The organism is Ralstonia mannitolilytica, assembly GCF_000954135.1.
Classification (GTDB): Bacteria; Pseudomonadota; Gammaproteobacteria; order Burkholderiales; family Burkholderiaceae; genus Ralstonia; species Ralstonia mannitolilytica.
The window spans coordinates 2,799,143-2,811,822 of the sequence record NZ_CP010799.1 but is presented as its reverse complement, the minus strand read 5'-3'; the positions used below and the strand labels follow the sequence as shown (position 1 = coordinate 2,811,822).

Below are 12,680 nucleotides of genomic sequence, written 5' to 3'. Positions count from 1 at the left end.
ATCTCGTTTTCACCGCATTCGGGTGGTTAGCTCAGCGGTAGAGCACTGCCTTCACACGGCAGGGGTCACAGGTTCAATCCCTGTACCACCCACCAAACACACTTCCGGTAAGTTCCATGGAAGTCCAAAGACCCGCGAAAGCTCAAGGCTTCGCGGGTTTTTTCATTCCAGCGCCTTCCGATAAGTTGCATTGACATCCGGGGGTACGTGGGGGTATTTCTGGGGGTACATCTGATACCCCCAGCTGGAGATACCCCCAGATGGCACTCACCGACACCGCAGTCCGCAACGCCAAGCCTGCCGACAAGCCCATCAAGCTGTTTGATGGTGGCGGCCTGTTTCTCCACATCACGCCCGCCGGCCAGCGCTACTGGCGACTGAAGTATCGGTTCGCGGGTAAAGAGAAGCTGCTGGCCCTTGGCGTCTACCCGGACGTTGGCCTGAAAGAGGCGCGGGACCGGCGCGAGGAGGCCAAGCGGTTGCTGGGCGAGGGCATTGACCCGTCAGTCGAGCGCAAAGTGAGGAAGGTGGCGACCGTCGAGCGGGCGGCGAGCAGCTTCGAGGCCGTGGCCCGCGAATGGCACGCCAAGTACGCGCCGAACTGGTCCAAGAGCAATGCCGACAAGGTGCTGGCCCGCCTGGAGAACGATGTGTTCCCCTGGCTCGGCAGCCGGCCGATTGCCGAAATCAAGGCGCCAGAGCTGCTAGGTGTAGCCCGCCGTGTCGAGTCTCGCGGCGCCCTGGATACCGCGCACCGCGTGCTGCAGACCTGCGGCCAGATTTTCCGCTACGCAGTCGCCACTGGGCGGGCAGAGCGCGATCCATCGGGTGACCTGCGGGGAGCATTGCCGCCAGCCAAAGGGAGGCACTACGCCGCACCGACCGATCCCAAAGAGGTGGCCGGGTTGCTGCGCATGTTCGACGCCTTCACAGGCACATTTGTCGTGAAATGCGCTCTGCTGCTGGCGCCGATGCTTTTTGTCCGGCCTGGTGAACTGCGGGCAGCGGAATGGGCGGACGTTGACCTTGACGCGGCTGAATGGCGTTTCGTGTCATCCAAGCGGGACGTGGCTCACATCGTGCCGCTATCCAGCCAGGCCGTCGCAATCCTGCGTGATCTGCACGCACTGACTGGCCACGGGCGTTATCTCTTCCCAGGTGCTCGGGACAAAGCTAAGCCCATGTCCGAGGCGGCTATCAATGCGGCGCTCAAGCGCATGGGTATCGACACTCAGAAGGAATTCACCGGCCACGGCGTGCGCCCCATTGCCCGCACAATTCTGCGTGAGGTGCTTGGCTTTGAGGCCGAGGTGATCGAGTTGCAGCTTGCGCACCGGAAGAAAGACCCGAACGGGGCTGCGTATGACCGCGTGGCTTTTCTGGCCGTGCGCAAGCAGATGATGCAGGCGTGGGCGGACTATCTAGACGAGCTGAAACGCGGTGCGAAGGTGATTCCGATGCCGTCGAGCATGTGACAATCAAACGAGCCGCGCCTAGATCGGCCAATCGAAAACGGGTTCCCTCACCCGCCGGCGTGGCTCTCCTATTCGAGGGTTTTGCGCGAGGGCGCAGATGAAGAAGAAATCGCCCGCGGACATCAACGCGCGGAACGCCGAATTTTGGGCAGAGATCAAAAGCCGCATCGATCCTCTGTTGGAGGATCCCGAGCTGGTTGAGAGTGTCGCTACCAAGCAGTCACTCGATCTTGTGCGTGTGAGCGGAAACGTCGGCGCCCTCAATTCATTCGAGCACGATCTGATCGCCGAACATGAGCGGCGCGAGGGCTCAAAAGCGCGGGACACGTTGCTCAAGCGGCGCGAGAGCCAACTCAATAATCAGAAGAAGGCGACCGCTGAATCGCAGAAATACAGCGCCAGTGACAGGGCTACTTGGCAGCAGATTGCCGACACGCTTGCAGACCATTCCAAGGTCCGAAAAGCAGAAATCATCGCAGAGCGGCTCAAACTGCCATCGTCAGCAAAGCACACAATCCGTAAGGCCATCAAATAAACTTGGCAAGCCATTTAGGTTTGCCAAACTGTAAAAGCTTCAATGAGGCCATGTTCAACACGTTCCGAAAGGAGCCGTACATGGCCGCAAACATCCAAACAGCGATGATGATCCTGCGCAGGCCGCAGGTTGAAGCCGCAACGGGGCTCTCGCGCTCAACGATTTACGCCCGTCTCAGGGCAAAGACCTTCCCGCCTGCAGTCCGACTGGGCCCACGCTCGGTCGGGTGGCGCGCCGGCGACATTGACGCCTTCCTGGCCAACCCGGCCAGCTACCGCGCGGAGGGCTGAAGGATGGCAAAGAAAAAGGCCACGACTCGCGCCGCAGCCCTCAAGCAGATCCTCTTACAGATTCCCGGTAATGATAGCGCCTCGCAGCGCCAACGTGCGCTGACAGCGATGCAGGCGCTGGGCAGCGTTACCACCTTCGAGCTGATGCGTTACCTGGACGTGTACGACCCGCGTCCGCGCATTTTCGAACTGCGCCACCACCACGGCCACCGCATCAAGACCGTGACCCGCGTCGAGCAGACGGAAGCCGGCGTGCCTCACCGTGTCGGCGTGTACCTGCTGGAGGTCGGAACATGCTGAACTTTGCTGGCACTTGTAAACCTTCGGCAAAGGCGTATACTTTGCCTGTCGCCGAGACAACGGCGGCCGGGTGTGGAAACCCGATTCACGATGGCGGACATCGGCCGCTCTTGGCGGTATTTTTTCGTCCGTTGCGCTTGCGCACGCCTTCAATCATGGCGGGCCGGGCGGGGCAGCCTTCGGGCTGGCCGGTGCCATCGTGCCGGTTTTCCACCCCCGCTGTCAGGCCCGCCACCCCTCACGTGGAAATGAGCGGCGGGCCTTCCTCAATCACGATGGAGGCCGCCATGCGCCAATCTCACCACGCCCATTCGGGCATCGCCTATCGTTCTCAAACGCCAGACAGTGTTCGCCTGCTCGAACGCGTGTCGGTGGCATTGCTTGCCGCAGCAAAGGAGCAGCGCAAACCTGTTGCGATCTCCCTGACCGGTGACGCACAACATCGCCCGGCCACCCTCGCAACTGAGGAGGCTGCTATGCCTGAAGTTCTCGCTCGTTCTGAGCAATCCCGCTCTGTCTTTGCCCCGAAGGCTGGCAATCGCGCCGCTACGCCAGGCGCCGCGCATAAGCAGCGCAGTCAGGGGCAAGCTCGCCCGGCCCTGCGTATGACTGGCCACAGCATCGGTTTGGCCGACCGCGCTTTTGTCGGCTTGGTTGATGCTGCTGGCAATGAGCGGCCGTACGACCTTGCCGATGCGCTTGCCTTGGCGGAGCACATCGATCTACGCGACTTGCGAAACATAGTGGCGGTCCTGCGCTTTGACGCAGAGAAGGGCTACTTGGCCGCCGAAGATCTCGCAATCTGGCGAGGCCACGAGGCTCGCATCCTAGAGCTGCTGGGAGCCTGACATGACTCCAACACAACAAACCCACCTGCGCGGGCAGGTGGGCGGGGACGCTCACGCCTCGCGCTGCCCTGAGTGGCTGCAACCGCTGCATCGCGCCCGCGCATCGGGCCTGATACCTCGCGGCGGCTGGGTTGTCATTCAGGCCGGGGGCCGGCTCGGGAAATGGGTGCCCGCTATCTGCGTCACGCCCGGCTACAAGCCAAACCACGCCGATGACCTATCGGCTCTACAGGGCCTCGACTGCGAGCTGCTGATCGATGACGACACGAGCTATGGGCTAGTGCACGGCCTTGTCGCGGGCATCCTGCGGGCGGATCCGCAGCGCCTGCTGCTGTTGGCCTGCGGCCGGCGTCCCGCCATCGTTATCTTGAAGAAAGGGGGCACGCATGGGGCTCATTGAGAGCTTGGTCCCGGCCAGCCCTGAAGCGCAAGCCGCTTTCGAGGTGGTCCAGGCAAAGCAGGCGCAGCCGTCGGGCCTCCGCCTGTTGCTGACATGCGCCGCGGATGTCGTGCCTGAGGCGATCGTCTGGCTGTGGCCTGGATGGTTGCCGGCGGGGAAGATCTCGATCCTCGCCGGTTCTCCCGGGACCGGCAAGACCACGTTGGCGCTCGCCATGGCGGCGATTGTCAGCAACGGTGACACGTGGCCGGATGGCTCGCACATGAAGAAGCCTGGGCGTGTGCTGATCTGGTCCAGCGAGGACGACCCGGCAGATACATTGGTTCCGCGCTTGATGGCTGCTGGCGCTGATCTGCGGCACGTCCACTTTGCCCAAGCTGTGGCGGACGAGCACGGCGAGCTTCAGCCTTTTGATCCAGCGCGTGACATGCACTTGCTGTCGGAGCGCCTCTGCGAAATGGGCGGTGCTGACTTGCTGATTGTGGATCCGATCGTCTCGGCGGTGTCGGGCGACGCTCACCGAGTCAATGACGTACGCCGCAACCTGCAGGATCTGGTGAACGTCGCGGCGGCGCACCGATGCGCAGTGCTCGGAATATCGCACTTCGCCAAGGGCACCAAGGGAACGAGCCCAGCAGAGCGCGTTATCGGTTCCCAGGCGTTCGTTGCGCTGGCCCGTATGGTTCTGGTGGCCGGAAAAGATGAGGCTGCAGAGCGCCGCATCCTCGCCCGCGCTAAATCCAACATCAGCCCAGACGACGGTGGCGTGAGCTATGCCATCGAGCAGGTAGAGGCCGGTATCGGCATCACCGCTAGCCGGATCGTATGGGGTGAGCTGATCCAGGGCAGCGCGCGCGAGATCCTCGGCGACGTCGAGCAGGACGACGACCAAGAAGAACGAACCGAGCGAGACGAGGCCGCGGACTTTCTCCGCTCGCTGCTGGAAGGCGGCCCGATGTCGACCAAGGCAATCAAGGCTGACGCAATGGGTGCCGGGTTTTCCTGGCGAACGATTGAGCGGGCAAAACGCGAGTTGGGCATCGACGCACGCAAAGACGGAATGAAGGGCGGCTGGGTCTGGGTGCTTCCCGCCGAAGTCCGCCACGAAGGCGACGAACCCCGCCACTCTCTAAACGGTGGCGGTCTTCGTGATGATTGGCGGTCTTCTGGAAATACAAGGGTTTCCGGGGAGGTGAAGACCGCCACTTCTACCGAAGACCGCGAAGACCGCCACGCCACAGGGAGTGGCGGAGTTCATCCGAAATCCGACGAAACGGAGGATGACCTATGAGCGTCGCATCACTTTTGAGCAAGGCGCGCGCGATGGGTGTTCGCCTGATCCTGCATGGCGACGGGGTGAAGCTGCGCGGCCCGGCCGATTCAATTGCCGCGCTCAAGCCTGAGCTCGCAGCGCACAAATCCGAAATCGTCGAGTACCTGCGCCGCACCGCAAGCGAAGCCATGCAGATCCTCGGCTACCCGGTTCAGGACGGTCCCTTCACGCCGTACTGCGTGCCGATGACGCCGGAGCGTATCGATAGCCTGCTGACCGACCTCCGTACGACCATCGGCAAGGTGGCCGACTTGGAGCGATGGCCTGACGACCACAGGGCGCGCGTGCTGGGCCTAGTGTTGCGTCAGCCCATTTCCACCATCGCTGATGACCTGGCGCACTTCCGTGGGTGCCTAAGTGCTCTCGAGACCGTTGAGCGGGTCAGGCGTGACCGTGAAAGGGGGTACGCATGATCGATGTGCTGATCGCTGGAACCGTCAGCAACGAACCACGCGAGCGCATTGGTGATGACGGCCGACCGCGCACCCGCGTGAATCTCACCGCTTTGGATGGCAGCGGAAAAGTGCAGCTCATCTCATGCACATCTGGCAACCCAGAAGCACGGCGTGCGCTGATGCGCCTGCGCGTTGGCGATAGCGCTGCGCTGTCTGGGCACGCAACCGTGCATGTGTACCCGCGGCGGGAGGATGCCACGCGCGCCGCGATCCTTCGTGTCTCCGTAAACCGCGTGCTATCGCAGCGCGGCGACGATGACTTTGACGACTTCGAATAGGAATAGCCCATGAACGAACAACGGAAACGCCTCGCTGAGGCCATCGCAGCAAAGACAGATGCCGAAAGGCGGGTCGCAGATGCATCCGAGGCACACTGCCGCGCATTGCGCTTGCTCGCTGAAGCGGACACGGCCCTCGCGGCCATTGGTCAGAAGGCCAGGGCGGCGGCTGACTCAGACGCCGAGGCGATTGCCGAGCGCCTGCGTAAAGGTGAGCGGGTTGACTTGCTGCACCAAGAGGATTCCGACCTGCGAGAGCGACGTCTCGATGCAGAGCGTCGGCGCAGCGTAGCTCACTTGGCAGAGCAGGCTCTTGCCCGCGACCTGGAGAGAGCAAACGAGGCATTGCAGGCCACCAATGCAACCCTGGAGGCCGCCATGCGGGCTGCGATGGAGGGCGAGCGAGACAGGGTAGCGGCGGAACTCGCGGAGGTTCAGAAAACGGAGCGTCGGCTGCGCTACTTGCTGGTGGCGCTGGGTGACGCCCACATGCCTCCTGGACGGCCGATCTGGCTCACGAATGAACAGGGCCGCTTGCTCGATCCCCACAACGACCTCTTCATCCCACTCGGTGGCGAACATCATCCGACGAACATCGCCGCAAAGGAATGCGCTGCTTTTGTAACCGCGCTGAGGCACGACGCCGACGCGCAACTAGCCTAAGGAGGCTTTCATGAAAATGCGTTTTTGGGACCAAGTGCGGCACGTCAAGCCGACACGTGCCGGCGGGCGAGATGACGCCACCACGGCGCTTCAGACTGCCCTGCCTGGGGTGCCCGTTGTCGCTGAGTACTCGATGCTGGACTACATGTATGTGGTCGACGGCAAGACGATCAAGATCGTCCGGCGTGACACCCGGCTGGCCTCTCAGTCGCCAGGCGCGGCGACGGCAGACGCGATGGCCAAACAGATCAGCTCGATCAACCAGGCCAACGCACAGTACTGGAAGGAGAACGGTCTGAAGTAGTGCACAGCCCTCCGGCCCACCCGGCCGGAGCAAAACGCCGCAGCCATCTACATGCACTTAGGCAAGCAGCTTGGCAGCGGCCGTAACTCGATCCCACTGGTGAAAGATGACCCAACAATGGCTTAGAAAGGCTGAGTTGATTGTCGGTGACGATGCCGGCAATGCTCTGGATCTGTCGGCGCTGCACATTACGTTTTCAGTGCATGGAGCGACGACGCAGACCCTGAAGCGGGCGACGGTGCGCGTATACAACCTCGCTCAGGACACGATAAACCGCGTGCAGCGAGAGTTCACGCGATTCACCTTGCAGGCTGGCTACGACGGCGGCATTGGTCAGATCTTCTCGGGCAGCATCACGAAGATCAAGCGCGGAAGGGAAAACGCCACGGACAGCTTCCTCGAATTGGAGGGTGCCGACGGCGACAAGGTGTACAACTGGGGCGTGGTAAGCACGACGCTGGCGGCGGGCTGGACATACCAAGACAAGATTTCGGCCTTGGCGAAGGCCATGGAGTCCTACGGCATCCTGATGGGTGTGATGCCGCCGTTGCCATCCACGAAAGGGCCGGCCGGCATCACGATGTATGGCATGGTCCGGGACCATCTTCGTCAAACCGCAGATGCCATCGGCTGCGATTGGAACATCCACGATGGGCGTCTGAACTTCATTCCGAAGGGTGGGTATCTGACGAGTGACGCTATCGTACTGAGCCCGTCTACCGGGATGGTGGGTGTGCCCGAGCTGACGATGGAGGGCATCGTGGTCAAGTGCCTGCTAAACCCGAACATCAAAGCAGGGATGCGGGTCCAGATCGACAACTCTTTCATCACCGATACGGTGGTGAAGAAGCCGATGCAGCCGCAGACCCAGGACATCAAGATGCCGACCCTGGATGCGCGTGGCGTATACAAGGTGCTCTATGTCGTGAACAACGGCGACACGCGCGGTCAGACCTGGTACACGGAGATGATTTGTTCCGCGATCGATGGCACTGCGCCACTGAGTGGGCCGGCCGTCAACGCCGTGCCAGAGGTGACCCACTGAAGGCGCTCTAGCCTCCGGGTGGTTTGACAGGGCCTAGACAGGATGCAAATAGGACTTGCTGCGGAAGATGCCCGCAAAGCCCGTGCCGTAAGGGTTCTGGGGCAATTCCGATGCGCGCGCCGTTCAAATCCGGTCAAAGAGGTCTTCTGGGCATCAGGGCTTCCAAGCGCCTGGTATCCACGCCGGTATCCATGGTTTCCCCTCCGTGGTTACCGCCATGGTTACCACGAAGGTTTCCATGGTTTTGCCCGATTTCGAAACAGGGAAAACTGGCGTGGACCTGCTTGGCACAAGGGTTGGCGCCAGCAAGGTGCGTCGGGGTTTCTGAACGATTGGCGAGTTCGCCCAGGTTACGATACTTCTCCGGCCGCGGTGCGAGAGTCAGGCTGGGTTGCGGCTGAAAAAATGTCAACGGAAATCAAAGAGGGCGGGCGTCGCGAAACCACCCCATAAGGGGATACTCCTTGGAACCGCCTTTGACACCGGTAGGCACGCATGAAGATCAGTCTTTCGAAATGGGCCGCTAGGAATTACGACCCGCCGCCTCACATCAGTACGCTTCGCGCCTGGGCGCGCGACGGCAAGCTCTATCCACCGGCTCAGAAGGTCGGACGTGCCTACTACGTGGATGAGAACGCCGTGCACATAAGTGAGGTTACAAGCCGGCCGCGCCTGGTGGACCGTATCGGCTAAAGCAGTGCTCCAGACCGTGGATAAGTGGGGCAGCCGGGCACGTCTGGGGGTACTTTTGGGGGTGCTTTTTCTGCTGTAAAAAATGAGATGCCCACAAAGTGTGGCTTTGCGGCAACTATTTGGTAGCTGTACCACCACCAAATTGGCGAGAAATCGCCCTAAAAGGCCCTCAGGCAATCGCCGAGGGCCTTTTTCTTTGTGTTCGCACCGGCGTTGCCTGACGCCTTGCTTGGCAAAACTTTCTTTCCCGCGAAAAAAAAGACAACCCCGCCATGCCGGTGTCGGCCGTCTCGACGGTTGCCGGCTCGCTCCAGCCGGTTCAATCCTGCGCGCTCTGTTTTGAACAATGCGCTGTTGCGCGACGGCGAGAAGGCTTTCGCCGCAACGGGGAAAGCCCGCCGCCCACCCTGGCCATATCACGACGGCGTCGAACAACGAACGCAGGGATATCCCCATGCGGGCCGGCCCCCCAGACTGGGAACTCGCGCAGACCGGTTACGTACCAATTGCACGGGGCGCACCGAAGACATCGTGGGTATGGTTTCTGCTGGACTCGGGGTGCCTGTCCGCTGTGGCGTTGGCGCCGATAGGCCATGCAGAAGGATTTGGCACTGCAGGGTGCAGAGCGCTAACGCGGCAACGATTGGCTGTGCACCGCTTTGGGTTCTCAACCGTTCTTGTGCTCACGGGCGATTCGTCTACAGTGGAATTCAGCAACACCGGATTCAACGCACGCAAGAACTAGCCTGGCGCTCGCTCGACGGCGAACCCGGGAAGAAATCTACGGGGGAGATATGGATATTTTCCGCCACTACGCAACGCGTTTCGAAGCTCGCAAAGAGGACGAATACAGCATCCAGGAGTACCTGGACATCTGTAAGAAAGACCCGACCGCTTATGCGACCGCAGCCGAACGCATGCTGGCCGCGATCGGCCAGCCCGAACTGGTGGACACGCATCATGATCCCCGGTTGTCGCGGCTGTTCTTCAACAAGGTCATCAAGATCTATCCGGCCTTCCGGGAGTTCTACGGCATGGAGGATACGATCGAGCAGATCGTCTCCTTCTTCAAGCATGCCGCGCAGGGCCTGGAAGAGCGCAAGCAGATTCTTTACCTGCTCGGGCCCCCGGGCGGCGGCAAATCCTCGCTTGCCGAGAAGCTGAAGTCGTTGATGGAGCAGATTCCCATCTACGCGCTCAAGGGCTCGCCGATACACGAGTCCCCACTCGGGCTGTTCTCGCCCGAGGAAGACGGCAAGATTCTGGAGGAGGACTATGGCATCCCGAAACGCTATCTGAACTCGATCGCTTCGCCGTGGGCGGTCAAGCGGCTGCACGAGTTCAATGGCGATATCACGCGTTTCCGGGTGGTGAAGCTGCATCCGTCGGTGCTGTCGCAGATTGCCATTTCCAAAACGGAGCCCGGCGACGAGAACAATCAGGACATTTCGTCCCTGGTGGGCAAGGTCGACATCCGCAAGCTGGAGGACTATCCGCAGGACGATCCCGACGCATATTCGTATTCGGGCGGCCTGTGCCTGGCCAACCGCGGCCTGCTTGAATTCGTCGAGATGTTCAAGGCGCCGATCAAGGTCTTGCACCCGTTGCTGACGGCCACGCAGGAGGGCAACTACAAGGGCACCGAGGGCTTTGGCGCAATCCCGTTCGATGGCGTCATCCTCGCCCACTCGAACGAGGCGGAGTGGCAGAGCTTCAAGTCCGACCGCAACAACGAGGCGTTCCTGGATCGCATCTACATCGTCAAGGTGCCGTACTGCCTGCGCGTGTCGGACGAGGTCAAGATCTACGACAAGCTCTTGCGCAACAGCTCGCTGGCGGCCGCGCCGTGCGCGCCGAACACGCTCAAGATGATGGCGCAGTTCGCGGTGCTCACCCGCATCAAGGAGCCCGAGAACTCGAACATCTTCTCGAAGATGCGCGTGTACGACGGCGAGAGCCTGAAGGATGTCGACCCGAAAGCCAAGTCGTATCAGGAGTACCGCGACTTTGCCGGCATCGACGAGGGCATGACGGGTTTGTCGACGCGCTTCGCCTTCAAGGTGCTGTCCAAGGTGTTCAACTTCGACGGGTCCGAGGTGGCGGCCAATCCGGTGCACCTGCTGTACGTGCTCGAACAGCAGATCGAGCGCGAGCAGTTCCCACCCGAGACAGAAGCCAAGCTGATGTCGTACATCAAGGAGTACCTGACGACGCCTTATGTGGAGTTCATCGGCAAGGAGATCCAGACTGCGTATCTGGAGTCGTATTCGGAGTACGGGCAGAACATCTTCGACCGGTACGTCGTGTTCGCCGACCTGTGGATCCAGGATCAGGAGTACCGCGATCCGAACACCGGTGAGATTCTCGACCGCAGTGCACTGAACGACGAGCTGGAAAAGGTCGAGAAGCCTGCGGGCATTTCCAATCCGAAGGACTTCCGCAACGAGATCGTCAATTTCGTGCTGCGCGCACGTGCCAAGAACGGGGGCAAGAACCCGAACTGGACGAGCTACGAGAAGCTGCGCATGGTGATCGAAAAACGGATGTTCTCGACGACGGAAGATCTGCTGCCCGTGATCTCGTTCAACGCCAAGTCGTCGCATGACGACAAGGAAAAGCACGAGAACTTCGTCAACCGGATGGTCGAGAAGGGCTACACCCAGAAGCAGGTGCGCCTGCTGGTGGAGTGGTATCTGCGCGTGAGAAAGTCGTCTTAGGAGGAAAGCGCACCGGGCAGACCACTTTCAACAGAGGGCAGTCACATGGGCACGATCATCGATCGGCGGGAAAACGGCGGCGGCAAGAGTGCCGTCAACAAGCAACGCTTCATCAAGCGTTACCGAGACCAGATCCGTCGCGCGGTGGCCAAGGCGGTGTCGGGCCGGAAGATCATGGACATCGAGCAGAGCGGCCAGGTGTCCATTCCGGTGAAGGACATCTCCGAGCCCATGTTCCACCATGGCCCGGGCGGGCGCCGCGAGGGCGTTCACCCGGGCAACAAGGAGTTCATCCGCGGCGACAGCTTCGACCGCCCCCAGCAGGGCAGCGGCGGAACGGGCTCGCAGGCCAGCGACTCGGGCGAAGGCGAAGACGACTTCATCTTCACGCTCTCGCGCGAGGATTTCCTCAACTTCTTCTTCGAAGACATGGCGCTGCCGGATCTGGCCAAGCGCAGCCTGGCCAAGATCGCGGAGGTGCGAAAGGTGCGCGCCGGCTTCTCGCTCGACGGCACGCCATCGAACCTGTCGATCCTGCGCACGATGCGCAGCTCGATCGGGCGGCGCATCGCGCTGTCCAGCCCCTACCAGCGCCGTCTGCACGAGCTCGAGCAGGAATACAACGAAGAACTCGAAAGGGACGGCCCCTACAGCCCGCATGCCCAGGCGCTGATGAAGGAAATGCGGCATCTGCGCGCGTGCCTGGACCGCGTGCCGTTCATCGAAAAACTGGACCTGCGCTACAACAATCGCGTGATGCGCAAGCGCCCGCAGGCCCAGGCCGTGATGTTCTGCGTGATGGACGTGTCGGGCTCGATGGACGAAACGCGCAAGGATCTCGCCAAGCGCTTCTTCATGCTGCTGTACCTCTTCCTGAAGCGGAACTACGAGCGCATCGACGTGGTGTTCATCCGCCACCACACGGTGGCCAAAGAGGTAAACGAAGAGGACTTTTTCCACTCGCGCGAATCGGGCGGCACGGTGGTGTCGAGTGCGCTCAAGCTCATGGCGGAAGTGATTCAGGAGCGCTATTCGCCAAGCCAATGGAACATCTATTGCGCACAGGCCTCGGACGGCGACAACTGGGCGGGCGATTCGGAGCTGTGCGCTAAGCTGCTGCGCGAGACGATCCTTCCGGTGACGCAGTACTACGCCTACGTGGAGGTGGTGTCCACAGAACCGCAGAACCTGTGGGAGGAGTATCTTACGGTGAAAGCCGGGCACGACAACTTTGCAATGCAGCGCATTCTCAAGGCCGACGAAATCTATCCGGTGCTGCACGATCTGTTTCAGAAGCGCGCCGCCTGAGCGCGGCCAATCGCGCCGCCACGGCAACGCGCCCCA

15 protein-coding genes and 1 tRNA gene are annotated in these 12,680 nt (G+C 61.3%); all 16 read left to right on the top strand.

The window, feature by feature from the left end; all coding sequences use genetic code 11:
* Window positions 1-20 precede the first annotated feature (20 nt).
* The 16 genes from TK49_RS13285 (at window position 21) to TK49_RS13210 (ending at window position 12,644) form a co-directional block, all read left to right on the top strand.
* Window positions 21-95 (top strand) — tRNA-Val (locus tag TK49_RS13285).
* 165 nt (window positions 96-260) lie between these two features.
* Window positions 261-1,475 (top strand): tyrosine-type recombinase/integrase, encoded by a 1,215-nt coding sequence (locus TK49_RS13280; RefSeq protein WP_045787121.1) that lies wholly within the window; start codon window positions 261-263, stop codon window positions 1,473-1,475.
* A 97-nt stretch (window positions 1,476-1,572) separates the two neighbouring features.
* A complete protein-coding gene (locus TK49_RS13275) occupies window positions 1,573-2,010 on the top strand; it encodes a hypothetical protein (protein WP_045787120.1) in 438 nt (145 codons plus the stop codon).
* Window positions 2,011-2,090: 80 nt separating this feature from the next.
* Window positions 2,091-2,300: a helix-turn-helix transcriptional regulator gene (locus TK49_RS13270; protein WP_045787888.1), complete on the top strand. Its 210-nt coding sequence runs from the start codon at window positions 2,091-2,093 to the stop codon at window positions 2,298-2,300.
* 3 nt (window positions 2,301-2,303) lie between these two features.
* The gene (locus TK49_RS13265) at window positions 2,304-2,600 is read left to right on the top strand and encodes a helix-turn-helix domain-containing protein (RefSeq protein WP_045787119.1); all 297 of its coding nucleotides are present in this window, start codon (window positions 2,304-2,306) and stop codon (window positions 2,598-2,600) included.
* Between the two features lie 287 nt (window positions 2,601-2,887).
* Window positions 2,888-3,448, top strand: coding sequence for a hypothetical protein (locus TK49_RS13260; RefSeq protein WP_157774003.1), 561 nt, complete (start codon window positions 2,888-2,890; stop codon window positions 3,446-3,448).
* Between the two features lies 1 nt (window position 3,449).
* A complete protein-coding gene (locus TK49_RS13255) occupies window positions 3,450-3,848 on the top strand; it encodes a hypothetical protein (protein ID WP_045787117.1) in 399 nt (132 codons plus the stop codon).
* A complete protein-coding gene (locus TK49_RS13250; protein WP_045787116.1) occupies window positions 3,835-5,139 on the top strand; it encodes an AAA family ATPase in 1,305 nt (434 codons plus the stop codon). Before TK49_RS13255 ends, TK49_RS13250 begins: the two co-directional genes overlap by 14 nt.
* A complete protein-coding gene (locus tag TK49_RS13245; RefSeq protein ID WP_045787115.1) occupies window positions 5,136-5,594 on the top strand; it encodes a TubC N-terminal docking domain-related protein in 459 nt (152 codons plus the stop codon). Before TK49_RS13250 ends, TK49_RS13245 begins: the two co-directional genes overlap by 4 nt.
* The gene (locus TK49_RS13240; RefSeq protein WP_045787114.1) at window positions 5,591-5,914 is read left to right on the top strand and encodes a hypothetical protein; all 324 of its coding nucleotides are present in this window, start codon (window positions 5,591-5,593) and stop codon (window positions 5,912-5,914) included. The genes TK49_RS13245 and TK49_RS13240 overlap by 4 nt, the downstream gene beginning before the upstream one ends.
* Window positions 5,915-5,923: 9 nt before the next feature.
* Window positions 5,924-6,577 (top strand): hypothetical protein, encoded by a 654-nt coding sequence (locus TK49_RS13235; RefSeq protein WP_045787113.1) that lies wholly within the window; start codon window positions 5,924-5,926, stop codon window positions 6,575-6,577.
* 10 nt (window positions 6,578-6,587) lie between these two features.
* Window positions 6,588-6,881: a hypothetical protein gene (locus TK49_RS13230; protein WP_045787112.1), complete on the top strand. Its 294-nt coding sequence runs from the start codon at window positions 6,588-6,590 to the stop codon at window positions 6,879-6,881.
* 106 nt (window positions 6,882-6,987) lie between these two features.
* A complete protein-coding gene (locus TK49_RS13225) occupies window positions 6,988-7,926 on the top strand; it encodes a phage protein (protein WP_045787111.1) in 939 nt (312 codons plus the stop codon).
* Window positions 7,927-8,421: 495 nt separating this feature from the next.
* On the top strand, window positions 8,422-8,619 hold the full coding sequence (locus tag TK49_RS13220; RefSeq protein WP_045787110.1) for an excisionase: 198 nt from the start codon (window positions 8,422-8,424) through the stop codon (window positions 8,617-8,619).
* A 794-nt stretch (window positions 8,620-9,413) separates the two neighbouring features.
* Window positions 9,414-11,336 (top strand): PrkA family serine protein kinase, encoded by a 1,923-nt coding sequence (locus tag TK49_RS13215; protein WP_045787109.1) that lies wholly within the window; start codon window positions 9,414-9,416, stop codon window positions 11,334-11,336.
* 45 nt (window positions 11,337-11,381) lie between these two features.
* Window positions 11,382-12,644, top strand: a complete 1,263-nt coding sequence (locus tag TK49_RS13210; protein WP_045787108.1) for a YeaH/YhbH family protein — start codon at window positions 11,382-11,384, stop codon at window positions 12,642-12,644.
* Window positions 12,645-12,680: the final 36 nt, after the last annotated feature.